This is a genomic window from Paenibacillus borealis (genome assembly GCF_000758665.1).
Taxonomy (GTDB): domain Bacteria; phylum Bacillota; class Bacilli; order Paenibacillales; family Paenibacillaceae; genus Paenibacillus_AQ; species Paenibacillus_AQ borealis.
In genome coordinates, this window is record NZ_CP009285.1 from 4,600,755 (window position 1) to 4,627,030 (window position 26,276).

The window sequence follows — 26,276 nt, forward strand, 5'->3', positions numbered from 1 at the left end:
AACGGCTGCCGTAACTCTGCCTTTACTCTACCAAATCAGCAACCGTATAGGATTTCAGTACATGCTCCACCTGAAAACGGATATCCGTCATGATCTGATCGAAGGACTGGCGGACCTTCTGTCCAAACAAATGATTGCCGGTAGTATCCAGCATGCCGTCCAGCATAGGTACATCATCATGCAGAGACAGGTATACCTCTGCCAAGGTAATATCTCCGGGTTGTTTAGCCAGTGTATAGCCCCCCCCACGGCCTTGACGCACTTCAATATAACCGGCTTCTGTAAGCCGGGACAGGATTTTGCGCAGCGCAGTCGGCTCGCAGCCGATCTGTTCAGCAATCTCCATACTTGAGTATTGCTCCGGAGATGCAGCGAGCACGACTAACGCCTGCAGTCCATAACCAAATCGTTTAAGCTCTGCCATGGGAAGTAGTAACTCCTTTTGCACTATTAATGTGCAAATTATAGCACACTTAATTTAAGAGTTCAATCTGCTTCACCAGGCTAATCAATATTAGCAATCTTCCATTCGCCCTGCTTGTTCTTGAGCAGAGAGATCTCATTGCCTCCATCTATAATGTAGCCTTCGGAGGTCATACGGGTATAGCTGACGGCGAAGGCAGCCCGTTTGGCTCCCTGTATAGGAATACCAAGGACTGTCAACTCGTAGAAATGATAAACATTTTTATTATCCAGGAAAAACTGCAGAGCTTCATTCAGCTGCGGTGAATGCATAGTAGCAGCGAATTTCTCCTTGTCCCCTGCCGCCCAGGCTTCAAGACAGTCCATCGTTTCCTGCAGCGCTTGCTTTTTCCCGGGATCACTTCCTACATCCGGCGCTGTTAAGAACACACCTGGAGTGATGGGTGGTTGCTTCTCCATATATTCCACATCTCTAAGCATATCAATGAACACGGGAAGCAGCGCTGCACGTTGTTCAGCCTGTATGTGGAGTTCTGCTCTGTAAGCATGCTCCTTGGCCGTGAATTCGAATACTTCGGCCGTCTGGCCACCTATTACTTTACTTCCGAGGTATTCCTTATATTTCAGCAGTTGCCGGTCATTGCCTGGCTCAAATTCTCCATCACCAGCTGCCGCATCAGCTGCATCAAGTTTCATCAAAGTAATATAATTCTGTTTATCCGGAGTGCCCCAGGCGGTCCTTCCGTCCTGTTCAAACCGCACCATCGTTTCGGGCATGAACAGCCCCAAAGGCAAAGTCTGATCAGCCGAGAATGAAGCTTGGACAACCTCTCCCTTAATCTCATATCCTCTGCCGCTTTCGGTATAATCCGGTACTGCCGGAATTAGTACCACTGACTTAACCGCAGGCGGTTCAGTCTGGATTACTTCTGGCGTCGCAGGGGCTGGAGAAGGAGTAACAGATACTATAGCTCTTGCCGCAGTGGTTGCGGACGGCTGCGCCATCCCCCCGGCATCTGGCGAATTAATCTCAGACCCGTTGCCGCAGCCTGTGCTGAGTGCTAATAGCATGGTAATGCAACCCGCTCCAAGTACACTATTACGTATGGACATTTGTGATCACCTCATTTACCAGACGCTGGAAACGCCCTAAAGTTGCGCGGCATTTTGGTAAGTGTATGTGATGAACCGGTGGGGTCATTCATGTTCCGGCATCCTGCATTTATTTTTTAATCCGATTAGTATTTAATGTGCTGAAGTATTGACTGGGGTTGCCTTGCCGGGAGTTGAAGCGCTCCTGGAACTCGCCGCCGGTATACGAACCGATCACCCGGTGCCAGAAGTTACGCGCAGGCGTATTCGCACGGATCTGCGAGACCTTCCAGTCGCCGGGGAACATATCGAACAGCCGGTGTGCAGCCCAGGTTCCTACGCCGCTGCGGCGGTATTTCTGCATCACAAAAAACTCCGTCATATAGAACTGTCCCTCCGGATCACGCAGGAGCCGGTCTACAAGGGCGAAGCCGGCAATATTGCCGTCCACCGTGAATAAGTAGGCAAACTTGTTGATGCCGCTGTTCCAATAGGCCTCCAGCCCGGGATAAGACGGAAACAATCCCTCACGGTCCACCTGCAGCTCCAGGTACCGCGTAAAATCATACAAATAGAACTGCATTAATCTGCTTATAATCTGCTTCTGCTCTTTAGGAACCAGCTCGATTCCAAGTTCCATCAGGTTCACCTCTGCCGTTTACGTTTACTTCACATCATATAACTTTGTCACATCAGGAGCAAGGGCACTGCTTTTCCCGGGTGCAGATTCAAGCCATAAAATGCTAAAACATGTTAAGATAGAATGACAGCCCTATCGGCTTCCGGCAAACTATAAAGAAGGTGATTCCTATCAGTATTCAAAAAACCACCGACCGGAAAAATCTCGACCAGCGTCTGCCGCAGATGCCCTGGTTCGTGCAGCAGTTCATTGATTATAAGCGTCCGGATCTGTCCCCCTCCACGCTGCTGGAGTATATCCGTGACTATGAATCCTTTTTCGGATGGCTGCGGGGTGAAGGTCTGTCCGTGGCTGCCAGTAATGCTGAGATTACGCTGCTCGATCTGGAGACCCTGCACATGGACAGTATTGTCGGCTACCGCCTGCATCTGACTACCCGGGCTGAGAGTGCCAACACACGTGTTACCGTGTCCCGCAAGCTGTCCGCGCTGCGCTCCCTTTTCCACTACTTAAGCCAGATCGCGGAGGATGAGAACTTTTACCCGCTGCTTAAGCGTAATATTATGGCCAAGGTGGAGATCAAACGGATTCACAAACCGAAGGATACGGCCGCCAAACTAAAGGGTAAAATTCTGGAGGATGAGGAACTGCTGGAATTCGTAGGCTATATCTACGAAGGATATGGCAAGGATGTAGAAGCCAACAAGCAGGCTTATTATTCTTTTCAGCTGAACCGTGAGCGGGATGCCTGTATCGCCAGTCTGATTCTGAACTCCGGCCTGCGCGTATCCGAGGTGGTCAATCTCAATGTGGATGATCTGGATGTGAACAACAAGCTGCTCTATGTCTTCCGCAAGGGTCATAATGACGAAACCTTCAAGACTCCGGTCTATTTCCGCGAACAGGCCAAGGATGATCTCAGCTTATACCTTAGCCTCCGCCAGTCCAGATACAAGACTCCCAAACGGGAAAAAGCACTCTTCATCACCCTGCCTAATGGCAGCACCGAGGGCAAACGGATGACCAAGCGGGCGATTCAAGAGATGATTATCAAATATGCCAAGCGGTTTGGCAAACCTTATTTGACTGTTCACAAGCTGCGGCACTCCTTCGCGACCGACTATTATCTGCAAAATGATATCTACCGGACGAAGGAACAGCTCGGACATGCTTCAACTGAAACCACCGAAATCTATGCCCATCTCACGGACAAAACGATGTCAGAAGCTATTGAGCGCCGTCTGGAAAGTGAACCCTCAACGTGATCTGACATATTCGCCAAGGCTCTGAGCTGAGGCTCATTATTTATGTGGAGGTATTATTCCTTTGATTGACAATAATCTAAATTGGACTGAAACTCGGGACAGCAGGCTGCTTGAGCTGCATTCCGACTGCCTGAACTGCTTCGGCCTCTGCTGCGCGGCGTTACCTTTTGCCGCTTCCTCCGACTTCGCTATAGATAAGAATGCCGGACAGCCCTGCCCCAATCTGCGGGAGGACTTCCGCTGCGGAATTCACACGGTACTGCGGGAGAAAGGCTTCCGGGGCTGCACAGTGTATGACTGCTTCGGAGCAGGGCAGAAGGTCTCCAATCTCACGTATGGCGGACGCGACTGGCGGCAGGCCCCTGATACCGCCAGGCAGATGTTCGAGGTCTTACTGGTGATGCGCCAGCTTCATGAGCTGCTATGGTATCTACGCGAAGCTCTAGCGTTCTCCGGTGCTGAAATTCTGCATGATTCGCTCATGCTGATGATGGAGCAGACCCTGAATATAACCACACTAAGCCCCACAGAACTGCTGAAGCTCGATGTGCACGTTCATCGTGCTGAAGTCAACGAACTGCTGCTGCGCGCCAGCGAATTGGCACGTAATGCCGCGCGGGCGCAGCTGACGCCTGCTCCCAAGCGGCAGAAGAACTACGGCCGCGGGGCTGATCTGATCGGCGCCAAGCTGCGCGGGGCCGATCTCCGCTGCGTCAGCTTGCGCGGCGCATATCTGATCGCCGCTGACCTCAGCGCTGCGGATCTGCGGCATGCCGACCTGATCGGCGCTGACCTCCGCGACACGAATCTGAGCGGCGCCGATCTGCGGGGCTGCCTCTTCCTTACCCAAGCGCAGCTGCAAGCCGCGAAGGGAAGTCCGGCTACCAAGCTGCCGGGATCGCTTACGCATCCTGAGCACTGGTCTGCGGGCTTGAGCTGAATTCTAACCAGACTGCTCTGCTGCTGATTAATATGCAACAGGCGGCTAATTAGCTGTAGTACTTGTGCTTCTGATTGAGGCTATCTGCTCCTACATTTGCGGATTCAAGCGGACTATACATCTAATTCTCCCATTTCCAGCCGCATGCGGATGATCAGGGGTATTCATACGCCTGATTCGAGCTCTACGCAACAAAGCCGCGGATGTGTGCGCACTTCTCCTTCTGGTCTCAGATTGCTAAGAAACCCGGGACGTATTCGACCCGAGTTTCTTTTTGACATTCAGAAAGTATTCTGAGAATTGAGGTTTTTCCCTTGTGACCCGTTTTTGGAATCCGCATTATGAAAACAAGAGCACGATTGGATGAGCCTGCTGGCAGGTTGCTCTAGTTTTTTGATTTTCTATTGTGAATTTTTCATATGTTGTAATATTGGAAATAAACCGTTGTTGCCTGAATATTGGACTTATTGTACCATTGCACTGTTGGCTCAGGAATAATAAACGTATACCCTACTTAATTATCTGATTACTTTCTAAAAATCCTGCACAAAATACAACAATTCCATCAGGATCTTGGCTATAATCCACAAATGTTGTATAAAATGCAGCATTCTATTCCCTCAACGTCGTTTTGCGGGACAATTCTTGTATTTCATACAACAATCTGTCCAAACACCCAGATATTCAGGCAAGCGAGTTGTATTTACTACAACATTTAAGCTAGTCCGTATGAACTTTAAAGTTGGTTCAGGTTCTGCCAGCAACGTATTAGGTGTGGAGATTCTTTATTGTGAATTTTTCATATGTTGAAATAACATAATTAACTTTCAATGTTGCTCTGCGTTGCGGGTTCCATTCTAGTCCTATCTGCCCCACCTATTCACCCCCGGATCTCCCCCGGCAGCTTAAGCACGGTTACTTTATCCCCGGAAGTCATCTGTCCGCTATCCGGCGGAATCACGATCAGACAATCACTGTCCTTGATCGTAACCGTCACGGAGGATTCGTCGACGGCGGCAGGAAAAGCATAGAGAACGCCCTCCCGGATCTCCAGCCGGGCCCGGACATAACGTGTAAAGCTGTTTACCCGCTTATAGTCCACTCCCAGCACTGCGGTCCATTCCGGCAAAAATGGCTGGGCAGCGCCTTGCATCAGCCCGATGACAGGCCGGGCGAACAGCTGGAATCCTACGAAGCAGGCTCCCGGGTTGCCTGATAACGCCAGCAGAATTGTCCCTCCGCGGACCGCCGCCGTTGTAACGCTCCCCGGTCGCATGGTTACTTTGTTAAACAGCATTTCGCCGCTTTGCTCGCGGATTAGATCCCCCATAATGTCATAATCTCCGACAGACACTCCGCCCGTGGTAATTACAAGATCATAGCTCTCCAGTGCCATCTGCACCTTACTCCGGGCAAGCTCCAGATCATCTACAATCGCACCCAGCATTATAGGCTCACCGCCTGCTTCCCGTACAAGTGCCTCCAGCATAGGAGAGTTGCTGTTACGGATTTTGCCAGGAACCAGCGGCTCGTCCACCTCCAGCAGTTCAGTTCCGGTAGCGAAGATCCCAACCTTGGGTCTGCGGCGCACGGGAACATTCGCGGCTCCCAGCGCAGCCAGTGCAGCGATATCACCGGCACCGATTATTGTCCCCTCAGGCAGCACCAGTTCTCCTGTTCCCAGCTCCAGGCCGCGCGGCGTAATATGAAGTCCCGCCGCTTGCGGCTTGCGAATACCCACATAAGTGACACCATCCTCCATCCGGCTCTCCGTGGCCTCCAGCATAACGACAGTGTCTGCGCCACCCGGAACCTGCGCTCCGGTCATGATCCGTGCGACCGTCCCCGTCGTAATCTCTCTTGACGCTACTGCGCCGCAGGGAATAACATCGACAACCTTAAGCCACACCACGCTGTTATCGCCAGCCGATACTGTATCTGCCGCGATAACTGCAAAACCATCCATACTTGAGCGGTCAAACGCCGGAAAGGGATGCGGCGCATGAACGGACCGGGCAAGAAAACGGCCGTAGCTTTGATTCAAAGGCACTTCTTCAAGCGAAAGTGGTGCTGCATATGCTGTCAGCCGGGCCTGAGCCTCTCTCACCTGAAGGGCTGAGCGCTGAAATTTATCATTGGTATATTCCTTGTTATGGTTCTCTGGGTTAGCCATGGAAGTAGTCCATCCTCCTTCTTAAGTTGGCAGTTTCCTGCATCTGCCGAGTTACGCCCTATTTTAACATGCAGCACTACAAAGGGAAATTCAGCTCCGGTTCGCTCACACGCAAAAAGGGACGCACGGGCCTGAGACAGGCAACGGCATCCCTAGTTCAATATTATTAAATTGAAAATAAAACTGTTATTTTCTTGTCCTGCCAACCTTAAGACGCACGGATCACTCTGACATCAGCCGGAATGACAGTTTCACCTTCATAGAGCATGAACCGGCCATTCTGCCATTCCACACGCAGCAGCCGCGAATCATCCGACTGGTATTGCCAGACATGCTGCTCTCCGCCGTTCATATATGGGGTCTGGCCTGTAACAGCTGCATACCCCTCGTATTCTTCCTCCAGATAAAAAGTACGGTCATCCAGCTCCAGTGTAGCCGGTACCTCGGAAGGACTATCCAGACGTCCGTCGATCGGGTGATACAATCGGTATTGCAGCTGCTCCCGCTCCTCAATATACAGATAAGAAATCTGGCTTCCGTCGCGCAGCGTTAATACAGCAGCATTGCGGCCGCTAGTCTTCGTACGGCCCGTTACTTCGTAGGTTACCAGGGATACCTCACAGATATCTCCGGGAGACAGGTTCAGCATGCTTGCAGGCACAGCGGGCGCCTCCGGCTTCGAGAACATATTACCGATTCTTTTCCATAAACCCAAAGCCATCAATCCTCCTAAAAGTTTGGTCAGCATACACTTCGTCGATTTTTCTTCGCAAAACTCGCTTCGAAAGCATCCGCTTAGTTCTGTCAGAATATGTGTATTATCCACGAATAAATGCAGCAATAATTAAAGCCCCGATTACATGTAATGAGCCTGCAAGCAGTCCATAACCGACTTTGCCCAGCTGAGTGCCATGATCAAGATCAAGCTTGCCCACCCTGCCCAGCAGCAGCTCGGCTGTCTTTTCGAGAACGAACAGCAGTACAAAAGACACGATAGAGACAATCAGTGCTTCCCCAAGCCGGCTAGCCGCAGCAATGGATGATGATAGTATATAGCCCTGAGCCCCCAGCTTCAGCACAAAGCGCGTAGTGACTGCCATATTGCCTGCTTTGAGTTCTTCCAAATCATCGTAACGGGTAAACAGCGAATCCACAAACATCAGCACACACAGCAGCACTGCGCCGCTGACCGTCCACACTACCATGGACACCAGGGTATGGAAATCCATTGCTTTAGCCCCCGCTTGTTCAGATTACCTTCCTAGTAAGGCAAAGATAAAGCGAAGGAGAAACCGCTAGTTCTGTCTCCCCTTCGCCTGTGGACAACCGCCTGAACTCCGGCTTATGCCAATATGTTATTGTTTGTCGTATTGCTTCATCAGTGCAGCCAGCTCATCCTCTACCGCCTGGTCTTTACCCAGCTTCTCGAATTCATCATCCAGCGATTTGTTGCCGGAGCTCATCTCGTTGCTGGCTTCTGCCTGCGCTTCTGCCTGAAGCATCTTGTCTTCCATCCGTTTGAGACCGGCTGAAGCCGAATCGGAGCTGAACCCGCTCATAGCTTTGTTGATTTCGGTCTGGGCCTTCGCTGCGTTGTAGCGGGCAACGAGTGTCTCCCGTTTGTTCTTCATCTGTGTAAGCTGTTTGCGCATTTCTTCGAGCTTGCCGCGGAGATTGTCCGCAGAAGCCTTGTTCTGGTCGAAGCTGGTCTTGTACTCTACGAGCTTGGCTTCAGCCGATTTCTTCTCTTCCAGTGCACGGCGGGCCAGATCAGCATTACCGGCTTGAGCGGCAGCGTGTGCCTGCTGGTTGCGCTTGTTCACCAGTGCTTCCTGCTCTTCGTACAGTTGCTTGAACTTCTTCTCAATGGCGATCTGGGCAGCTACCGCTTTCTCGGCATCTTCCAGATCCTCGGTCATATCACGAATGTATTGGTCGGTCATTTTGACCGGGTCTTCCGCTTTATCAATAATCGCATTCACATTGGACATGGTCAGATCACGCAATCTTTTAAATATAGACATGGTTCATTCCTCCAAAATAAAAGTTAGTTGCTCATTTGGTATCTTTTACGCAGGGAGTGCCATTATCGTTTCACAAATTGTTAAACCTTCTGCAATAAATATTGATCTACTTTAGCATTCACAATATTTACGACTTCCATGATGCCCTCTTTAGTCAGATTGTCGTAATGAATCCCCATCACAACCGTTACCGTCCGGTTCAGCGCGGCAGCTGCCCTGAGTGCAACGGATTCGCTGATCGTATGCTCCTTGTGATGCGGGACCGCCGAAGTCATGACCCTGGCAGTGTCGCCGTCCATATAAGCGGTACTGGCTGCACCGATATGACGGACACCTCCGGTAATCAGCAGCAGCAGGTCACGGCCAACCGTAATTTCAGACAGCTCAATGTCATCAGGATGCAGCTGATCGGATGTCATAACAGAATACCCCCTACCCATTATATTAACCATGGTAAGCGAAGATCTCTCAGGCTGCGCAAAAAGTTATGCAGAATCAGCTTTCCAGCTATACAATACCGCGGATTTCATCCAGTGAGGAGATATTCTCTTCGGCCATGAATTGCTGCAGCTCTTCGACAAGTGTACTGCCCGCCCGTAAATTCATGAAGTTGTACGTCCCCACTTGAATGACGGTGGCACCAGCCATAATGAATTCAATAATATCCGTAGCTGAAGTGATTCCGCCCATACCGATTACCGGAATGGATACACGCTTGGATACCTGATGCACCATCCGCAAGGCTACAGGCTTAATGGCAGGTCCGGACAGACCGGCATACAGATTATTAAATACACTGCGGCGGCGGCGCACATCAATCTTCATTCCTGAGATCGTATTGATCAGCGAGACGGCATCCGCTCCCTCAGCCTCACACATCTCAGCCATCTCTGCGATATCCTCGGCGTTCGGCGACAGCTTCACGGCCAGCGGAAGACGGGTTGCTGCTCTAACTGCCCGGACAACCTCAAGCGCTGCCGGAGTCTTCACGCCGAAGGCGATGCCGCCTTCCTTCACATTCGGACAAGAGATGTTCAGCTCGATCATATCCACTGCCGGTTTGCCTCTAAGCAGGCGGGCATCCGCATCACGCTGGATCAGCTCGGCGCCGAGCACGTAATCAGCCAGCGTGTTGCCGCCCAGATTCACGATACGCGCCGTGTCCAGTGTCTCCCAATATGGGAGCTCCTTGGCCAGGAAGGCTTCCACTCCCGGATTCTCAAGTCCTACACTGTTCAGCATGCCCGAAGCTGTCTCATACACGCGTACACCGGGATTTCCCGCTTTGGCATGGAGCGTCAGCCCTTTGCCGGAGATTCCGCCAAGCAGGGATACATTATAGAGCTTGCCATATTCACGGCCGAAGCCAAACGTGCCCGAAGCCATAACAATCGGGTTCTTGAAATGAACACCGGCAATAGTAGCAGTTGTATTAATCATGGAACAGCACCTCCCCAGCCAGGAAGACGGGGCCGTCCGCGCAGGCCTTCCGTTGTCCATCCTTGCAGGATACACTGCAGACGAGACAGGCACCGATGCCGCAGGCCATTCGGTTCTCCAGCGACAGATATACGTCAGGACGCTTGCCGGCTGTTTCCGCTGCTATGCCCTTGAGCTGTGCCGCCTTCAGCATGGGATGCGGACCGCAGACAAATATATGATCATAGGCTGTGAAATCCACGCTGTCTAGAATGTGGCCGCCCACATCGACGGTCAGTTCGGCAGCAAGCGGACGGAAGGCTTCGGTACGAAAAGGTTCCCGGCTGAAGCCGAGGTAGATGTCACTCTCCGGAAGCTCCTGGGCGCAGTAATAGAGCGGAGCAATTCCGATGCCCCCGCCTACTAACGCGACCTTACCTTCCACATGCGGGAAGCCGGTGCCGAATGGCCCCTCGAGTTCAAGCTTGTCTCCCGGCTTCAGTCCGGCAAGAATCTCCGTGCCTTCCCCTACTACGTGATACAAAAAATCAACACCGCTGTCATTCACCTGATGTATGCTAAGCGGTCTGGACAGCAGCGGATAGGCTCCCCACGCCCGCAGCATGTAGAATTGACCCATCGCACCTCCGTTACCACCTTCAACCACCAGGTGGTATACTCCGTCTCCCAGCCGCTCGTTACTAATCACCGTCGCCACGTTATCAAGCTCCTTCAAATTTAATCTTATTAACCATGCCTTAGAAGGAGCTTAAAATCTGTGACATACTTCACAATCACAGCCTTCTATTTCTTGTTCCAAAACCCGCGCACATACGGTTTAGGCAGACTTGCCTGATCGATTCCCCCAAGCGCCTCTTCGGCATGGAGAACCCAGTACGGATCACTGAGCATTCCCCGGCCTACAGCCACAAGCTCAGCCCTCGCTTCGGCAATTACCGCCTGGGCCTCTTCATAGGATTCCAGACGCCCTACAGCGATTACCGGCACCTGCAGTCCGCTGCGTATGTATTCTGCAAGATCCACCTGATATCCGGGTCCTGCGTTAGGACCGCCATTAGAGCCAATCGGACCTTCTCCGCCGGATGATACATGGAACATGTCCACCCCGGCGGCTTTGTAACGGCGGCAGAATTCCAGCGCGTAAGCTTCATTATATCCGCCTTCTACATATTCCTTAGCAGAAACTCTCATTATAAGCGGCATCTCGGCCGGCAGCACTTCACGCACCGCTTCTGTTACCTGCTCACCGAACAGAATGGGGTCTTTGCCGTACTCGTCTTCTCTGACATTGGATAGGGGTGAATGAAACTGGTGGATCAGGTACCCGTGAGCACCATGCAGCTCAACGGTGTCATATCCGGCCTCAACTGCCCGGCGCGCAGCTTCCCGGTACGCATTAACCATCTCTGCAATCTCGTCCCGGGTCAGCGCATGGGGCGTTTTGGAATGTGCATCAAACGGGATCGCCGAAGGTGCAACCGGTGGATTGGCATCTACTGCCTTACGGCCGGCATGTCCAAGCTGGATGGCGATTCTGGCTCCATGGGTATGAACAGCCTCACTAATCCGTTTGTGCGCTGCAATCTGCCCGTCATCCCAGATGCCTGTGTCCTGATTGGTAATCCGCCCGTCCGGATGAATCCCGCTCATCTCTACGATGATAAATCCCGTACCGCCGACAGCGCGGCTGACATAATGCACAAAGTGCCAGTCCGTAGGAATCCCATCCTGCTTCTCAACTGCATATTGGCACATGGGCGGCATAACCACACGGTTCTTCAAAGTGAGGGCCTTCAGTTCATAAGGTGCAAACAAATCTGCCATTCTTGTCTCCATCCTTCCCGTTTCTCTCATCATTTGGCGGGCTTACTCCCGTATTCATTAAGTATACACGTATTTACGGAAGGGATAAATCATTAGAAGATCATCCGGCCAGCATAAATTCGCAGTAGCTGGGAAATAACAACCGTTGTATTTCAAAATAACCGGAAGAGTGATTGAAGGAGGCGCCCCCCATGAAGTTGGCAAGAATCCGCCGCATTTTGCTGCTCATTTTCATAATTGTTATGATCCTGCCCTGCATCTTCCCGTCTGCAGAGCTTGCTTCTGTTGCAGCCCACACTTCTGCCCAGCCGGAGGTCTCTGTTGAAGAAGATGATGCCGTTCCGGCCGGTTCCACTGCCTCCCAGTCTACAGCCCGGCGCCACAAAAAAAATAAAGGGCTCTCCCTCAGCCAGCTGCTGCGCAAATATCCGGATACGATCAAGACACAGGGTCCCCGGCGCAAGATCATCGCCCTGACCTTTGACGATGTGCCTGATCCGCGCTTTACCCCGCAGCTGCTGGATGTTCTCCATAAATATAATGTCAAAGCCACCTTTTTCGTCGTCGGCAGCCGGGCAGAGAAACATCCCGGTCTCGTTGCACGGATCCTCCGTGAAGGCCATGCGATCGGTAACCACTCCTACAATCATCCCGAATTCAGCAAGCTGAGCATGAATGAATTCCGCACCCAGATCGTCCGCACCGAAAATATTATCCAGGTTCTTGCGGGGTATAAGCCCCGGCTGATCCGCCCCCCGTACGGTGATATCAGTGAGCAGCAGCTGAAATGGGCCAAATCCCACGGCTATAAGCTGGTGAACTGGAATGTCGACTCCCTCGACTGGAGGGGTTTATCCAAGACCCAGGTGCGGAACAATATTCTCTCCCGTGCCGGGAAAGGGGCCATTATACTCCAGCACGGCGGCGGCGGCCGGGGCAGTGATCTGAAGGGAACGGTACAGGCGCTTCCTGAAGTCATCAGTATTATGCGCAAACGGGGTTATAGCTTCGTGACCGTTCCGCAAATGTTCGAAGTCAGCAAGAGCAAATGATTGGCTCATTTGCCTCATTCTCATATAAAAAAAGGAAACAAAACCTGCCGGAGAACGGCCGGGTTTTGTTTCCTTGGTGAATGGTGCACTATATGTTTATCGGGTTATTGAATAATATATAATTGTACATATTGATAGCCGAAGTCGGCTACAAAGCTCTGACTTCCGGGAATGAAGATATCAATCCGGTTGCCCTTGATCGCGCTCCCCATGTCGGTTGCCGTGGCCAGGAAGGCCTGCTTCGGGAGACCCGGATGAGAATAACCGGTTACAAGGACCTTGGTGCCCAGCGGAATGACACTGGGATCTACTGCAATGGTTCCCAGCTTAAGCGCATTGCCGAAGTAATCAACCGCTCCCCACTTTCCGTTCTCACTGGCAGCCGAGGAATAGGCCGAAGCCTTCACCTGAATGGATTTGGCATAAGTAAAAGCTTTGCCCCAGGCTTGAACGGTGTTCGACGCAGGTTCAACACTTAGTACGGACAAGTCTCCATTAGTTACAACCGAATCAGCTGCCGTTTCTGTTACTGCGACCGTTTTTGCCTGAACGGTGCCCGGAATGGCCAGCTTAAGCCCCGGGTAGATGTTGCTCGCAGAAATTTGCGGATTGGCGTTCATCAGTTCTTCCATGCTGATGCCATAGTGATTAGATAGAGTATAATAGGTAGTAGCTTCTCCAGCGATATGTACGCTGTCAGCTTGAACAGGGGCGGCTTGGAGCAAGGTGCCGAGTCCCAGTACAGCAGCCAGGGCTGTGATGGCTCCGAACTTGATTTTCATTAGTACCTCCTTCATTAGTGGGCGTCCTGGATATGACGGATAAGCTCCGTCCTGAGACGTCAAGATAACGCTGGACCTATGTACTTTTTTGTTGCCAGGTCTCTGGAATTGCGGCGCTTTGTAAACTAACAGTTATGAATATATCACAATTTTGTAACCAGTGGCTATGTTTTTGTTACGTTTGGAAATATTTTGCCTATATATAGCGTTTTCATTGACCTAATTATTACATATTTTTAATATTTCAAGTCTGAACATCCGCTGGTTTTCTAATCTTTTTAAAGTTTTCGCGAAAATTTTACACAGTTTTAACATTTCTCCCTTTGGCAAATAGTAGAATGATAGAATACGATAGATAATGTAGAGACTGAAGCAAACTTGGAGGGTCAATGAACGTGAATGCAGAAGAGAAAAAAAACAACCACACCAGTCCCGCCACAGCCTATCTGAACCGCGATTTGAGCTGGATTGAATTCAACCGGCGTGTCCTCGCTGAAGCACAGGACCCGGAGAACCCGCTTATGGAGCGGGCCAAATTCCTGGCGATTGTGTCCAGCAATCTGGATGAATTCATCAGCGTCCGTGTAGCGGGCATACAGGATCAGATCCGGGCGGGTTATACCAAAAAGGATTTCACCGGCTACACCCCCTCCGGCCTGTACAAGCGTCTGATCAAACGGGTCACCAAAATCATCGCCGACCAATACCGTACCTTCAAGGACATTTCCCGGAGTCTGCACAAGGAAGGGATCGTGTTCGTTGATTACAAGGACCTCACGCATGCCCAGGAGCAATCCATTGAGCAATATTACCGTGATATCATCTATCCAGTCTTAACGCCGATGGCCGTGGATCAGAGCCGTCCGTTTCCGCTTGTGCACAGCCAGTTCATCTATCTGGCAGTCGTGCTGACACGCAAGAACAGCCAGGAAGAAGAACCTTATTTCGCAATCCTGCAGATTCCGTCGAATCTGCCGCGCTGTATCCCGCTGCCCCACCGCTCCAACAGCAAGAAACGGCAGTTTGTCTTTATAGAAGATGTGATCCGCCAGCATATTCAGACCTTGTTCAGCGGGTATGATCCTGTAGCGGTCAGTGAATTCCGCCTGACCCGCAATTCTGATCTGACCATTGATGAGGAAGGCGCAGAGGATCTGCTGGAGGAGATTGAGAAGGAGCTGCGCAAACGCCGCCGCGGCGTCCCTGCCCGTCTTGAAGTACAGAAGGGGATTCACCCTTATGCCCTGGAGCAGCTGCAGGCCGAATTCGAGCTTGAGGATTTCGTGTTTGAAATTGAAGGGCCGCTGGATCTCAGCTTCCTGCGCGGGTTCGCCGGCAGCGTCAAGGGCTTCAGCTACCTGCATCATGCACCGATCGAGCCGCTCTATCCGGCGGAATTCGAGGAGAATGAGGACTTCTTCGAGGTGCTTGGCGAACGCGATGTGCTGGTCTATCATCCGTATGAATCCTTCGATGCGATGACGGACTTCATCATTCAGGCTTCCGAGGATGAGCAGGTTATGGCGATCAAAATGACCCTGTACCGGGTCAGCGGGAAATCGCCGCTGATTACCGCCCTGGCCAATGCCGCCGAATCAGGTAAGCAGGTTACGGTAGTTGTGGAGCTGAAAGCCAGATTTGATGAGGAGCGCAACATTGCCTGGGCACGCAAGCTGGAGCAGTCCGGCTGTCATGTGGTATATGGACTCGTTGGCCTCAAAACCCATGCCAAGGTTACGCTGATTGTCCGCCAGGAGGGCCCTGAGCTGCGCCGTTATGTGCATGTAGGGACTGGGAACTATAATGACAGCACCGCCAAGGCATATACAGATCTTAGCCTGTTCACCGCCAATCATGAGATCGGCCTGGATGCCTCGGAGCTGTTCAACCAGATGACCGGATATTCAGCGAACTATAACTGGAACTCCTTCATTGTGGCGCCGACCAACATGAGCCTGTCCCTCCAGAAGCTGATCCTGCGTGAAGCAGAGCATGCTGCCGCCGGCAGACCTGCACGGATCATTGCCAAAATGAACTCACTGTCCAATCAGGAGGTTATCGACAACCTGTACAGCGCAGCGCAGGCCGGGGTGTCAATCGATTTGATTGTACGCGGCGTCTGCTGCCTGCGTCCGGGCATTGAAGGACTAAGTGAACGGATTACAGTGCGCAGTATTGTCGACCGCTTCCTGGAGCATTCACGCATCTATTATTTCGAGAACGGCGGCAAACCGGAGGTCTACCTGTCCAGTGCCGACTGGATGACACGCAACCTGACCCGGCGGATTGAGCTGATGTGTCCGGTGAAGGACAGCAACATCCGCAAGCAGATCGTCAAGATATTAGATTTGTCGCTGATGGATAATGTGAAATCCAGCTTCCTGCAGCCTAACGGTTATTATGAACGTGCGGACGACAAAAAGGCCCCTTTCCGGAGCCAGTTCGCCGCTATGAATGTTACCCGCTGGAAGGGAGGCCGAGCTTTACCTTCACCGACCAAGCATTCCTGAAGGCTTTGAGCGCATTCTCAATGTCTTCAAGCCCGATAAGCACTTGTCCTCCCTGCAGCTCCAGATCAAGCGTATTGTTATGCAGCCGGGCGTTCACCCCGCTGACAATACCGATCTCAGTGCTGTCCAGGGCAATGCTTAGCTGCACCAGCGTACCCAGCTTATGAATCCACTCTTCGTCGGAAGCCAGCAAAATGTCCTTATGCATCTGGGACAGTTTCTGCTTCCGGCTTTTTGTGCTGTAGGAAGCGATGTAAGCACTTAGAATGAGCTGCCGGTGGGTCAGCCCGCGGATAGGCGAGTTCATCAGCCAGTAACGGGTATGCCGCTTAGACTGGTAATAATTGATGTTGGAGCCGGTACGGTGCAGCATAATGGCTACGTAGATCAGCATTTCATGCTCTTCCCGGTCTCCTTCCCGCTCAAACGCCCCCAGCAGGCTCAGCGCCAGCTTGTAGATATGATCCAGATGGCGCTTGGAGGTGCGGATATCAAAGCGGATGATGGTATCCAGACTGTATTCCAGCGCACTATCCCGTACGGGCTGTTCAGGCTTTAGCAAATCATGCAGCATGCCCTCGCGGAGGCCTTCTCCGCTAATTACCGCGCGGCTGGCCCCGATATAGTGGTAAACGGTATGAAAAATAATCAAGCCCGACACAATGATATCTCCCCGGCTCTTCGACAGCCCGTCGAGATCCTTGCGCTTCTCATAAGGGGTCGCAGGCAGCGTCTCCATGAACCGTCCGATGGTATCCCCCTCCAGCACGTAACCATGAGAATTAGGCAGCGAATAATCGCGGTTCTTCTGATCCAGCTTCCCGAGGGAACGCAGCGTTCCGCCGAGTCCATACAGCGGAAGCCCGGTGCCTGTAGTGAGCCAATCATGCTCTACCAGTCTGCCGGTAACGTATAACTGCAGCTTGCGGATCTGATCTGCGTTCCAGTTGCCGCCATGACTGAACATCAGATTCGTATTAACCGCACCGAACGGGAAAGAGATGCTGTGCTGATAACGCCGCCCGCGGAATAAGGTGACCTCCGTACTGCCGCCGCCGATGTCGATAACGAACCCGTCCTGAATGTCAAAGGCATTAATTACCCCGAGAAAACCGAAGTAAGCCTCCTGATGCCCGCTGATCACTTCAATCCGGATGGAGGATGCTTCTGACAGATAGTCTATAATCTCGGCAGAGTTAGCCGCGTTACGGATTGCTGCGGTAGCTCCTGCACGGATTTGATCCACTTCGAAATCATCGCAAATCTCCTTGAACTGGTGGAGGACAGGAATTATCGTATCCATATCCTTTTTTTCCAGTCTGCCTTCCTTGGTAATCTTCTCGCTCAGCCGGGCAGAGTACTTACATTCCTTAATGATTTTGTAGCCGCCTGCCTGTGTCGTATCGTAGATTACAAGCCGTATGGAGTTGGAACCAATATCAATAATGCCGATCCGGCAGAGATCATCTCTCATCTGTATGTACTCCTTTTCAAGTAGATTGATCATTTGTATACTATATCACCCATTTCACGCTCCGCCAAAAAAAACCACCAAAAAAAACGGCCGCTGAAAGAATTTTCAGGGACCGTTTCGGATAATTTTATAAAACCTTGCTCAAGAAATCACGGGTACGGGCGTGTTTCGGGTTGCCGAACACCTGATCCGGGGTCCCCTGCTCTACGATAACCCCGCCGTCCATGAACAGAATCCGGTCGCCGACTTCACGGGCAAAGCCCATCTCATGCGTCACAATGACCATGGTCATACCGTTTACCGCCAGCTGCTTCATTACCTCCAGCACCTCACCAACCATTTCCGGGTCAAGCGCCGACGTAGGCTCATCAAACAGCATCACATGCGGCTGCATTGCCAGCGCCCGGGCAATCGCGATCCGCTGTTTCTGCCCCCCGGAGAGCTGGGCCGGATAGGCATCCCGCTTGTCCTCAAGACCTACGGTGCGCAGCAGCTCCATGGCGATTTTCTCCGCTTCGGAAGCCTGCTGCTTACGCACCTTTAATGGTGCAAGCATAATGTTCTGCAGCACAGATTTGTGCGGGAACAGATTGAACTGCTGGAACACCATCCCCATTTTCTCACGGGTCACGTTGATATCATGCTTTTTGGCAGTAATCGACTGTCCCTCAAACGTAATCTCACCGCCGGTAGGCTGCTCCAGCAGATTCAGACAGCGCAGGAAGGTGCTTTTGCCCGAGCCGCTGGGACCGATTACTACAACAACCTCGCCCTTGTGAATATTCAGATCAATCCCCTTAAGGATCTCCAGCTTGCCAAAGCTCTTCTGCAGGTTCTTAACCTCGATCATCCGTATTCAGCCTCCGTTCCAATATGCCCAGCAGCTTGGACAACGTGAAGGTCAGTACGAAATACATGACGGCAATCACAACCAGCGGGCTAAGTCCCTCATAGGTAATCGTGGTAATCGTTCTGGCTTCGAACAGCAGATCAGCGACCCCAATCATCGATACAATCGAAGACTCTTTAATGATGGTAATAAATTCATTGCCGATTGCAGGCAATACATTCTTCAATGCCTGCGGCAGAATGATATAACGCATCGTCATCCCCTGCTTCATCCCGAGCGAACGTGCCGCTTCCATCTGGCCGCGGTCCACCCCCTGAATTCCCGCACGGAAAATCTCTGCCAGATAAGCCGAGCTGTTAATCGTGAGCGTGATCGCGCCTGACTGAATTGGAGACAGCGATATCCCAAATTCCGGCAAACCATAATGGATCAGGAACAGCTGCACCAGCATCGGCGTACCGCGCAGAAACTCCACCCAGGCGGTGGCAATAAAGCGCAGAATTCTCCATTTGGACATCCGCAGCAGGGAAACCGCGATACCCAGTACGAAGCCGAAGAATACGCCCATCACAGCGAGCAGCAGTGTATACTTCAGACCGGATAGGAAAAAATTGCGGTAATCATAAGCAAGTTCAAATACACTCATTGTCGGCAAATCCTCCTGTTCTCAAAAAAATAGAAAACAGCGGATCACCGCCATTTTCTGCAAAGTAGAGCATTGTCCCGCAGCAGGCTGCGGGTTGTACTTAGTCTCAGCTAACCGTATAGACGGTTTCGCGTTCTAGTTGCTCTCAGCAAGCTCGCTTGCTGCCGCTACAAACTCGTCAATCTTACCTTCTGAGTCTAAGCGTTTCAAAGTTGTATTCACTTGTTCCAGAAGTTCCGTGTTGTCTTTCTTCACTCCGATAACATAGCCGTCATCTTCCACTTCAGGTTTGGCATCAGTAATAACCAGTCCCTTAACATTCTTCACAAAGGACTTGGCAACAGGTCCTTCCATAATAGAAGCATCAACACGGTTCGATTGCAGCTGCAATACGATTTCAGAAATTTTACCGAGGGATGTCAGCTGTGCGCCTTCAATGCCTTTGGCGATATCTTCCTGAATCGAGCCGGTCTGAATGCCCAGCTTGGCACCCTTCAGAGAATCCATGGTTGCAAATTTATCTTTGTCTGCTTCACGCACAACTACAGCCTGTTCCGCTTTGTAATAGATTTCGGACAGGCCTACCGCTTCAGCACGCTCCGGTGTCGGGCTGAGTCCGGAAATAACCATATCTATTCTTCCGCTCGACAGTTCATTCAGCAGGGAATCAAACGGCAGATCCTTAACCTCAAGTTTCGCACCCATATCAGCGGCGATTTCCTTGGCAATCTCAATGTCGAAACCAACGATGGTATCCTTACCGTCCACCATTTTGTGGAATTCATACGGAGGGAAGTCCGCGCTTGTTCCCATAATCAGCGTCTTGGCTTCAGTTCCCGTATTCGCATTTCCGCTTGCTGCGGTATTATTGTCGTTGTTATTGGAACCGCATCCGGCCAGCAGTCCTGCTGCCAGCAGCAGTCCCATAGAAAGTTTACCCCATTTGTTCATTTGTCTTGTCTCCCCTATTCTCTGTATGTTCTTTACTCTAAGTAGTCCCATTGACCGATTTATTATAAATCACTCCGCATGAATATGCAAAGACAATTTTGTGACAAAGCTTGTTAAATTCATGAAAGTATTCCCGCGCATTTGAACGGGTCTGGCATTCGCCCGTTTTGCACATCCTATGAAAAGAGGTATATACTATTTACTATCTCCATTTGCAGCCGGAATAACCGGAATGGTTCAGGCTGCCGCTGCAGGTGGTATTTAACGGATAAGGTGAATAGGCTCACAAAACTTAAGCGTATGCTTTCGAAGCGAGTTATGTACGATGTATTTTCAAGGTGAATAGGCTCACAAAACTTTTAGGAGGTGAAGTCATGCTGCTGGAAGCGATGTACCATGTTCCCCGCGATAAATGGGCTTATGCCTACGATGCCACAACCATCCATCTGCGGGTGCGTACCAAACGTGATGATGTGGACTACGTTGTTGCGCTCACTGGCGACAAATACGATTGGCAGCATACCTCTTATGACATTATTATGGAAAAGGCTGCCTCTGACGATAAATTCGACTACTGGGAAGCGGCTGTCCGCCCCAAATATAAGCGCCTCAGCTATACTTTCAGGGTCAGCAAAGGTTCGGAGACGGTGTATCTGCTCGACAACGGCATCCGTTCCGAATGCCCGCAGCCGCCCAACCACTTCTATGAGTTTCCTTATATACACGGGATTGACTTATTTAAAGTTCCCACCTGGGCGAAGGATGCGGTGTTCTATCAGATCATGACCGAGCGGTTCGCGAACGGCAATCCTTTGAATGATCCGGAAGGCACTGAACCGTGGGGCGGCAGACCGAAGCTCGATAACTTCTTTGGCGGTGACCTTCAGGGTGTGCTGGATCATCTGGATGATCTGCAGGAACTGGGTATCAATGCCGTCTATTTCACTCCCCTGTTCGTCTCCCCTTCCAACCATAAATACGACATCGTGGATTATAAAAAAGTCGACCCGCATTTCGGCGATAATGAGCTGCTGAAGAATGTCGTTGAAGAATGCCATAAACGGGGCATCCGCGTCATGCTGGACGCCGTGTTCAACCACTGCAGTGACAAGTTCCCTCCATTCCAGGATGTTCTGGAAAAAGGCGAATTCTCCGTCTACCGCGACTGGTTCCATATGAATTCTTTTCCGGCTGAGATTGTTGACGGTATACCCACTTACGACACGTTCGGCTTCTATGGCAATATGCCGAAGTTCAACACCGCCAATCATGAAGTGAAGTCCTACCTGCTTGAGGTTGCAGAGTATTGGATCAAGGAGATCAGGGTGGATGGCTGGCGGCTGGATGTGGCCAATGAGGTCGATCATCATTTCTGGCGCGATTTCCGCAAAGTGGTCAAGGCTGCTAACCCGGATGCCTATATTGTCGGCGAAGTATGGAGTGATTCCTTAACCTGGCTGCTCGGAGACCAGTTTGATTCGGTAATGAATTATCCCTTCTCGGGTACGGTGCTGGAATTCTTCAACGGCGGGATGGACGGCATTACCTTCGGCCACCGGATCGGCGGCCTGCTCATGCGTTATCCGCAGCAGACGAACGAGGTTGTTTTCAATCTGCTCGGCAGCCATGATACCCCCCGCCTGCTCACCGTCCTTGGTGAAGATAAACGCAAATTGAAGCTGACCGTCGTCTTCCTGTTCACGTTCATGGGCACTCCCTGTATCTATTACGGGGACGAAATCGGCCTGACCGGGGGGGAAGACCCGGACTGCCGCAAATGTATGGAATGGGATCAATCGAAGCAGGACCGTGAGCTGTATGACTTCTACCGGATGATGATCGCGCTGCGCAAGGAGCATAAAGCGCTCCGTGAAGGCCGCTTCCGGATTCTACAGGCCTGTGAGAATGACCCGTGCATCGTCTATGAGCGGGCAGACGAGCGGATTCATTTCACCGTCTGGATGAACAATTCACCGCAGTCCCGCACGCTCAGCCACCCGATGGAAACCGATGACTGGCTGGATGCGCTGACGGGAGAAGCAGTAGTGCCGGAAGCAGGGATTATGCATGTTGCGCTTGATCCGTACGGGTACCGGATTCTGTACCGGAATCTAGATTGAGGGAAAAAGCTTTGTAAGTAGACAAAGGGTGTTCTATAAGCCATGACATGGCCGGAGCACCCTTTATCAATATAATGAGGGGGATTACGATGATTGAACGGGAACAGATTATCAGAAACTATTTCAGGTCTTGGATAGATAAGGATAATACAGTATTAGGAAAAATCTTCGGCCCAAACATCATCTATACGGAATGCTACGGACCTGAATATCATGGATTAGACACAATAACAAAATGGTTTGACGACTGGAATACGCGAGGTACGGTTCTGGTCTGGACGATAAAACAATTTATTCATCAAGGCAGCATGACTGCGGTGGAATGGTACTTCAAATGTGAGTATGAGTCAGAAACCGAAGCTTTTGACGGGGTCTCCTTAATTGAATTTAATCCGGACAACCTGATTGTAAATGTGAAAGAGTTCCAATCGAAAACACCACATTATTATCCATATACATAATTAAAAAAGGCATTCCTCCAATCAAAGTGATCGGGGAATGCCTTTTTTATATAATAGTTCTTCTACTGCTCTGCAACAGCTGCTTTATCCGAAATCTTGTTATAAATATCAATATACTGCTGCGCGGATACATTCCAGCTGTAATCGCCGGTGAATGCGTTCTTCGCTACTTTTTTCCAGTGCTCCGGCTTGTGGTAGAATGATACGGCGCGGCGGAGGGTGTGCATCATATCATGGGCATTATAGTCCTTGAACGTGAAGCCGTTGCCCTCTCCGGTCACTTCGTTGTACGCATGAACAGTATCGTTCAGTCCGCCTGTCTCGCGTACCACCGGAATACTTCCATAACGCAGAGCCAGCAGCTGGCTGATGCCGCAAGGCTCAAATTTGGACGGCATCAGGAAGATATCGCTGGCAGCATAGATTTTGCGGGACAAGGCATCACTGAATGTAATCTGTGACGACAGCTTGGTCGGATAACGCCACTGTGCCTCGCGGAACCAGCGTTCATAGACCTCATCCCCCGTGCCGAGCATTACAAACTGAATGTCGTCGTAATAGAGCAGCTCATCGAGAACCCGGGTCAGCAAATCCAGCCCTTTGGAATCAACGAGACGGGTAACCATAGCAACCATCGGAATATAAGGAGCTACAGGCAAGCCCAATTCCTGCTGGAGTCCCAGCTTGTTCTCGGCCTTCTTGATCAGGTTGGAACGGTAACGGGTGAAAATGGACGGATCGCTGGCCGGATTGTAGCTCTTAGTATCAATTCCGTTGACAATCCCGCTCAGGGCATCTGAACGCGATGTCAGCAGTCCGTCCAGGCCATATCCATAATAAGGCGTACGGATTTCATCGGCATAGGTCGGACTGACCGTGGTGACATGATCACTGTAGACAATCCCGCCCTTCATATAGTTCACATTCCCGTAATACTCCACCCCAGGGAAATAGCTGTTGTCGAGACCGAGCAGCTCTCCCAGTACGGAATACGGGAACACGCCCTGATAGAGGAGATTATGTATGGTGAACACCGTACGCATCTCACTGTAGAACGGATTATGACGGTAATGCGCCTGCAGCAGCAGCGGAATTACCGCCGCATGCCAGTCATGGCAATGCAGGACATCCGGCTGGAAGTTAATCGCCGGCAGGCATTCAAGCACCGCCCGGTTGTAAAAGGCGAAACGTTCGCCGTCATCCATATATCCATAGATGCCGTCACGCCCGAAGTAATACTCATTATCGATAAAATATACAGGAACACCTTCAAAGATGATCCGTTGAATCCCACAATACTGGTTGCGCCAGCCAATCGGCACATCCACCACTGCGATATGCTCCATTTGGGAAGAATACTTCTCTGCGATCCCTTTGTATTTGGGCAGAATGACCCGTACATCCACTCCGGCTGCCTTAAGTGCCTTCGGCAGAGCACCGATGACATCGGCGAGTCCCCCTGTTTTGATAAATGGATGGGCTTCAGCCGCAGCAAATAGAACTTTCATCCAGATTCCCCCTTAGATAAATGAATTAGTTAACTGTTTTGCGTCCGGATTTCTTGAGCACCAGGAATCCCAGCGGCGGAATAGTCAGCTCCAGGCTGTTCAGCTGGTTATGCCATTCCTTCTTCACACTCTTAACAGGTTCATTATGAATGCCGGAGCCGCCGTATTCACGGGTCTCCGAGCTGAATATCTCCTCATAGGTCCCTGGACGCGGCACACCGATACGGTAATTGCGGCGTTCCACCGGCTGGAAATTGATAATAACCAGTAAGGTATCAACTGGTCTCTTTCCTCTGCGGATGTAGGAGGCAATACTCTGGCCGCTGTCATCGGCGTCAATCCACTGGTAGCCCTCCATGTCATGATCCAGCTCCCACAGCGCCTTCTCTGTGAGATAGAGCTTATTCAGAGCGGCTGTGTAGGCCAGCATCCGGCGGTGGGCTTCATAATCCAACAGCAGCCAGTCGAGCTGGTCCTGATCCTTCCATTCGATGAATTGTCCGAATTCGCCGCCCATGAACAGCAGCTTTTTACCCGGATGACTGATCTGGTAACCGAGCAGCACCCGCAGACCGGCGAACTTCTGCTCATACGAGCCGGGCATTTTGTTCAGCAGCGACTTCTTGCCGTGGACCACTTCGTCATGGGACAGAGGCAGTGTGTAGTTCTCGGCATAGGCATAGACGATGGGGAAGGTCAACAAATTATGATGGTAGGGACGCGCCCCGAAATCATGTTCTATGTAACCAAGAGTGTCATTCATCCAGCCCATGTTCCATTTGTAATTGAAGCCAAGCCCCCCTTCATGAACAGGTGAGGTTACGCCCGGCCAGGCGCTGGATTCTTCGGCCATCATCAGCGCTTTCGGATAATATTGAAAAATCGTCATATTCAACCGCTGGATGAACGCGATTGCTTCCAGATTCTCAAGGCCGCCGTTCTTGTTCTTTCTGTACTGATGGTGCTGCTTCTCGAAATCAAGCCGCAGCATACTGGTTACAGCATCTACCCGCATACCATCAATATGATACTTTTCAAACCAGAATAGTGCATTAGAGATCAGGAATGAGGAAATTTCCGGTTTGCTGAAGTCAAAGGATAGTGTGCCCCAGCCCGGCTTCTCAGCCAGCATCGGATCTTCATATTCATACAGCGGTGAACCGTCGAACATTCTCAGACCATGGGCATCCTTGGCAAAATGTGCCGGAACCCAGTCGAGGATGACCCCAATGCCGGCTTGGTGCAGCTGGTCAATCAGATACATCAGATCCTGCGGTTCTCCAAAGCGGCTGGTGGCCGCAAAGTAACCGGTTCCCTGATACCCCCATGACAAATCATACGGGTGTTCAGCAAGCGGCATAAATTCTACATGGGTATAACTCATCTCCGTAAGATACGGGATCAGCAGGCTGCTCATTTCTCTATAAGTATAAAGTTCCCCATCTTCCTTCTGGCGCCAGGTGCCGAAGTGCATTTCATAAATATTCATTGGCGCATTGTAAGGGGCTTTGCTCTTCCGGCGCCACGCGGCGTCTCCCCATTTGTAACCGTCCAGATTGGCCACAACGGAAGCGGTGGCCGGACGCACCTCAGCTTTGAAAGCGTAAGGATCAGCCTTGAGGAAGCTTGTTCCATCCGCACCAGTAATCCTGTATTTGTAAAAAGTTCCCGGCTCTATACCCGGAAAAAAACGACTCCAAAATCCTGAATCGGGTATCTTATATAACGAGTCGGAATCCAATGTTCCATCCCAGCTGTTATGATCACCAGCCAGTCCTACATATGCCGCATGAGGAGCCCACACGGTAAAGCGAACGCCGGCTTGCCCTTCTTCCACGGCAATGTGCGCGCCAAGCATCGTATAGCTGCGATAATTCGTGCCCTCATGGAACAGATAAATATCTTCAGATGACGGGAGGTTTACTGTTTTAGGTATTTCGGCCAAATCATCACCACCTTAGTATATAGGATGCACCTATTACATTACCCCAATCAGTACCGTTTGAAAATGATTTTGCGGGCAAATTCAGTGATTTCTGAATAAAGAAAATAATTAATGTAATTTTTCCTGATTCACAGCAATATAATTCACCTATGTCGT

General features: G+C 51.1%; 24 protein-coding genes. 6 read left to right on the top strand and 18 right to left on the bottom strand.

Features of this window, described 5'->3' with window-relative positions:
• Positions 1 to 22: 22 nt before the first annotated feature.
• From PBOR_RS19175 to PBOR_RS19185, 3 genes are all read right to left on the bottom strand, one after another.
• Entirely contained in the window at positions 23 to 424 is a 402-nt protein-coding gene (locus tag PBOR_RS19175) for an Rrf2 family transcriptional regulator (RefSeq protein ID WP_042214384.1), read from the bottom strand.
• Between the two features lie 80 nt (positions 425 to 504).
• Positions 505 to 1,536 (bottom strand): hypothetical protein, encoded by a 1,032-nt coding sequence (locus PBOR_RS19180; RefSeq protein ID WP_157764075.1) that lies wholly within the window; start codon positions 1,534 to 1,536, stop codon positions 505 to 507.
• Between the two features lie 109 nt (positions 1,537 to 1,645).
• Positions 1,646 to 2,155: a GNAT family N-acetyltransferase gene (locus PBOR_RS19185; protein ID WP_042214387.1), complete on the bottom strand. Its 510-nt coding sequence runs from the start codon at positions 2,153 to 2,155 to the stop codon at positions 1,646 to 1,648.
• Between the two features lie 170 nt (positions 2,156 to 2,325).
• Between PBOR_RS19185 and xerS the strand changes: the two genes are divergently transcribed.
• Together xerS and PBOR_RS19195 are read left to right on the top strand one after the other, a co-directional pair.
• Entirely contained in the window at positions 2,326 to 3,420 is a 1,095-nt protein-coding gene (gene xerS, locus PBOR_RS19190) for a tyrosine recombinase XerS (RefSeq protein ID WP_042219653.1), read from the top strand.
• 61 nt (positions 3,421 to 3,481) lie between these two features.
• Entirely contained in the window at positions 3,482 to 4,360 is an 879-nt protein-coding gene (locus PBOR_RS19195) for a pentapeptide repeat-containing protein (RefSeq protein ID WP_081972121.1), read from the top strand.
• 880 nt (positions 4,361 to 5,240) lie between these two features.
• On the opposite strand, the gene PBOR_RS19200 is transcribed toward PBOR_RS19195, so the two are convergent.
• From PBOR_RS19200 to PBOR_RS19235, 8 genes are all read right to left on the bottom strand, one after another.
• On the bottom strand, positions 5,241 to 6,533 hold the full coding sequence (locus PBOR_RS19200) for a molybdopterin molybdotransferase MoeA (RefSeq protein WP_042214390.1): 1,293 nt from the start codon (positions 6,531 to 6,533) through the stop codon (positions 5,241 to 5,243).
• Between the two features lie 208 nt (positions 6,534 to 6,741).
• Positions 6,742 to 7,248: a DUF4178 domain-containing protein gene (locus PBOR_RS19205; RefSeq protein WP_042219657.1), complete on the bottom strand. Its 507-nt coding sequence runs from the start codon at positions 7,246 to 7,248 to the stop codon at positions 6,742 to 6,744.
• 103 nt (positions 7,249 to 7,351) lie between these two features.
• Positions 7,352 to 7,762 (bottom strand): DUF350 domain-containing protein, encoded by a 411-nt coding sequence (locus PBOR_RS19210; RefSeq protein WP_042214392.1) that lies wholly within the window; start codon positions 7,760 to 7,762, stop codon positions 7,352 to 7,354.
• 126 nt (positions 7,763 to 7,888) lie between these two features.
• A complete protein-coding gene (locus PBOR_RS19215; RefSeq protein WP_039299055.1) occupies positions 7,889 to 8,557 on the bottom strand; it encodes a PspA/IM30 family protein in 669 nt (222 codons plus the stop codon).
• 80 nt (positions 8,558 to 8,637) lie between these two features.
• A complete protein-coding gene (gene lpdD / locus PBOR_RS19220; RefSeq protein WP_042214395.1) occupies positions 8,638 to 8,976 on the bottom strand; it encodes a prenylated flavin chaperone LpdD in 339 nt (112 codons plus the stop codon).
• 88 nt (positions 8,977 to 9,064) lie between these two features.
• Complete coding sequence (locus tag PBOR_RS19225) at positions 9,065 to 9,997, bottom strand: dihydroorotate dehydrogenase (protein WP_042214397.1); 933 nt, start codon at positions 9,995 to 9,997, stop codon at positions 9,065 to 9,067.
• On the bottom strand, positions 9,990 to 10,694 hold the full coding sequence (locus PBOR_RS19230) for a dihydroorotate dehydrogenase electron transfer subunit (RefSeq protein ID WP_042137793.1): 705 nt from the start codon (positions 10,692 to 10,694) through the stop codon (positions 9,990 to 9,992). The genes PBOR_RS19225 and PBOR_RS19230 overlap by 8 nt, the downstream gene beginning before the upstream one ends.
• Before the next feature lie 86 nt (positions 10,695 to 10,780).
• Positions 10,781 to 11,821 carry an NADH:flavin oxidoreductase/NADH oxidase gene (locus PBOR_RS19235; protein ID WP_042214399.1) on the bottom strand — a complete coding sequence of 347 codons (1,041 nt, stop codon included), beginning with the start codon at positions 11,819 to 11,821 and terminating at the stop codon, positions 10,781 to 10,783.
• Positions 11,822 to 12,012: 191 nt separating this feature from the next.
• On the opposite strand from PBOR_RS19235, the gene PBOR_RS19240 reads away from it, so the two are divergent.
• Positions 12,013 to 12,873, top strand: coding sequence for a polysaccharide deacetylase family protein (locus PBOR_RS19240; protein WP_042214401.1), 861 nt, complete (start codon positions 12,013 to 12,015; stop codon positions 12,871 to 12,873).
• 104 nt (positions 12,874 to 12,977) lie between these two features.
• Here PBOR_RS19240 and PBOR_RS19245 read toward each other — a convergent pair whose 3' ends face one another.
• Positions 12,978 to 13,655: a 3D domain-containing protein gene (locus PBOR_RS19245; RefSeq protein WP_081972122.1), complete on the bottom strand. Its 678-nt coding sequence runs from the start codon at positions 13,653 to 13,655 to the stop codon at positions 12,978 to 12,980.
• Positions 13,656 to 14,044: 389 nt separating this feature from the next.
• On the opposite strand from PBOR_RS19245, the gene ppk1 reads away from it, so the two are divergent.
• Positions 14,045 to 16,165: a polyphosphate kinase 1 gene (ppk1, locus tag PBOR_RS19250; RefSeq protein ID WP_042214405.1), complete on the top strand. Its 2,121-nt coding sequence runs from the start codon at positions 14,045 to 14,047 to the stop codon at positions 16,163 to 16,165.
• Here the strand turns inward: ppk1 and PBOR_RS19255 are convergent.
• The 4 genes from PBOR_RS19255 to PBOR_RS19270 all read right to left on the bottom strand — a co-directional run bounded on the left by PBOR_RS19255 (position 16,113) and on the right by PBOR_RS19270 (position 20,086).
• On the bottom strand, positions 16,113 to 17,639 hold the full coding sequence (locus PBOR_RS19255; protein WP_042214407.1) for a Ppx/GppA phosphatase family protein: 1,527 nt from the start codon (positions 17,637 to 17,639) through the stop codon (positions 16,113 to 16,115). The two genes, ppk1 and PBOR_RS19255, sit on opposite strands and share 53 nt — an antisense overlap.
• A gap of 127 nt (positions 17,640 to 17,766) precedes the next feature.
• Complete coding sequence (locus PBOR_RS19260) at positions 17,767 to 18,489, bottom strand: amino acid ABC transporter ATP-binding protein (RefSeq protein ID WP_042214410.1); 723 nt, start codon at positions 18,487 to 18,489, stop codon at positions 17,767 to 17,769.
• Positions 18,476 to 19,135: an amino acid ABC transporter permease gene (locus PBOR_RS19265; RefSeq protein ID WP_042214411.1), complete on the bottom strand. Its 660-nt coding sequence runs from the start codon at positions 19,133 to 19,135 to the stop codon at positions 18,476 to 18,478. Before PBOR_RS19265 ends, PBOR_RS19260 begins: the two co-directional genes overlap by 14 nt.
• A 135-nt stretch (positions 19,136 to 19,270) precedes the next feature.
• A complete protein-coding gene (locus PBOR_RS19270) occupies positions 19,271 to 20,086 on the bottom strand; it encodes a transporter substrate-binding domain-containing protein (RefSeq protein ID WP_042214413.1) in 816 nt (271 codons plus the stop codon).
• A gap of 374 nt (positions 20,087 to 20,460) precedes the next feature.
• Here PBOR_RS19270 and PBOR_RS19275 point away from each other — a divergent pair, with 374 nt between their 5' ends.
• Together PBOR_RS19275 and PBOR_RS19280 are read left to right on the top strand one after the other, a co-directional pair.
• Positions 20,461 to 22,206, top strand: a complete 1,746-nt coding sequence (locus tag PBOR_RS19275) for an alpha-glycosidase (RefSeq protein ID WP_042214415.1) — start codon at positions 20,461 to 20,463, stop codon at positions 22,204 to 22,206.
• An 89-nt stretch (positions 22,207 to 22,295) separates the two neighbouring features.
• Complete coding sequence (locus tag PBOR_RS19280; protein ID WP_052429562.1) at positions 22,296 to 22,667, top strand: nuclear transport factor 2 family protein; 372 nt, start codon at positions 22,296 to 22,298, stop codon at positions 22,665 to 22,667.
• 62 nt (positions 22,668 to 22,729) lie between these two features.
• Here the strand turns inward: PBOR_RS19280 and glgA are convergent, their stop codons facing one another.
• Positions 22,730 to 24,175, bottom strand: a complete 1,446-nt coding sequence (gene glgA, locus PBOR_RS19285; protein WP_042214417.1) for a glycogen synthase GlgA — start codon at positions 24,173 to 24,175, stop codon at positions 22,730 to 22,732.
• 25 nt (positions 24,176 to 24,200) lie between these two features.
• Complete coding sequence (gene glgB, locus PBOR_RS19290; RefSeq protein WP_245648278.1) at positions 24,201 to 26,033, bottom strand: 1,4-alpha-glucan branching protein GlgB; 1,833 nt, start codon at positions 26,031 to 26,033, stop codon at positions 24,201 to 24,203.
• Positions 26,034 to 26,276 lie beyond the last annotated feature (243 nt).

Coding starts and splice junctions, on each gene's coding strand:
- PBOR_RS19200 (WP_042214390.1), bottom strand. CDS start 6,533: ATGGCTAACCCAGAGAACCATAACAAGGAATATACCAATGATAAATTT.
- PBOR_RS19265 (WP_042214411.1), bottom strand. CDS start 19,135: ATGAGTGTATTTGAACTTGCTTATGATTACCGCAATTTTTTCCTATCC.
- PBOR_RS19215 (WP_039299055.1), bottom strand. CDS start 8,557: ATGTCTATATTTAAAAGATTGCGTGATCTGACCATGTCCAATGTGAAT.
- PBOR_RS19175 (WP_042214384.1), bottom strand. CDS start 424: ATGGCAGAGCTTAAACGATTTGGTTATGGACTGCAGGCGTTAGTCGTG.
- PBOR_RS19225 (WP_042214397.1), bottom strand. CDS start 9,997: ATGATTAATACAACTGCTACTATTGCCGGTGTTCATTTCAAGAACCCG.
- PBOR_RS19240 (WP_042214401.1), top strand. CDS start 12,013: ATGAAGTTGGCAAGAATCCGCCGCATTTTGCTGCTCATTTTCATAATT.
- PBOR_RS19180 (WP_157764075.1), bottom strand. CDS start 1,536: ATGTCCATACGTAATAGTGTACTTGGAGCGGGTTGCATTACCATGCTA.
- glgB (WP_245648278.1), bottom strand. CDS start 26,033: ATGCTTGGCGCGCACATTGCCGTGGAAGAAGGGCAAGCCGGCGTTCGC.
- PBOR_RS19280 (WP_052429562.1), top strand. CDS start 22,296: ATGATTGAACGGGAACAGATTATCAGAAACTATTTCAGGTCTTGGATA.
- PBOR_RS19185 (WP_042214387.1), bottom strand. CDS start 2,155: ATGGAACTTGGAATCGAGCTGGTTCCTAAAGAGCAGAAGCAGATTATA.
- PBOR_RS19235 (WP_042214399.1), bottom strand. CDS start 11,821: ATGGCAGATTTGTTTGCACCTTATGAACTGAAGGCCCTCACTTTGAAG.
- lpdD (WP_042214395.1), bottom strand. CDS start 8,976: ATGACATCCGATCAGCTGCATCCTGATGACATTGAGCTGTCTGAAATT.
- PBOR_RS19270 (WP_042214413.1), bottom strand. CDS start 20,086: ATGAACAAATGGGGTAAACTTTCTATGGGACTGCTGCTGGCAGCAGGA.
- glgA (WP_042214417.1), bottom strand. CDS start 24,175: ATGAAAGTTCTATTTGCTGCGGCTGAAGCCCATCCATTTATCAAAACA.
- PBOR_RS19260 (WP_042214410.1), bottom strand. CDS start 18,489: ATGATCGAGGTTAAGAACCTGCAGAAGAGCTTTGGCAAGCTGGAGATC.
- ppk1 (WP_042214405.1), top strand. CDS start 14,045: ATGAACGTGAATGCAGAAGAGAAAAAAAACAACCACACCAGTCCCGCC.
- PBOR_RS19275 (WP_042214415.1), top strand. CDS start 20,461: ATGCTGCTGGAAGCGATGTACCATGTTCCCCGCGATAAATGGGCTTAT.
- PBOR_RS19255 (WP_042214407.1), bottom strand. CDS start 17,639: ATGAGAGATGATCTCTGCCGGATCGGCATTATTGATATTGGTTCCAAC.
- PBOR_RS19245 (WP_081972122.1), bottom strand. CDS start 13,655: ATGAAAATCAAGTTCGGAGCCATCACAGCCCTGGCTGCTGTACTGGGA.
- PBOR_RS19210 (WP_042214392.1), bottom strand. CDS start 7,762: ATGGATTTCCATACCCTGGTGTCCATGGTAGTGTGGACGGTCAGCGGC.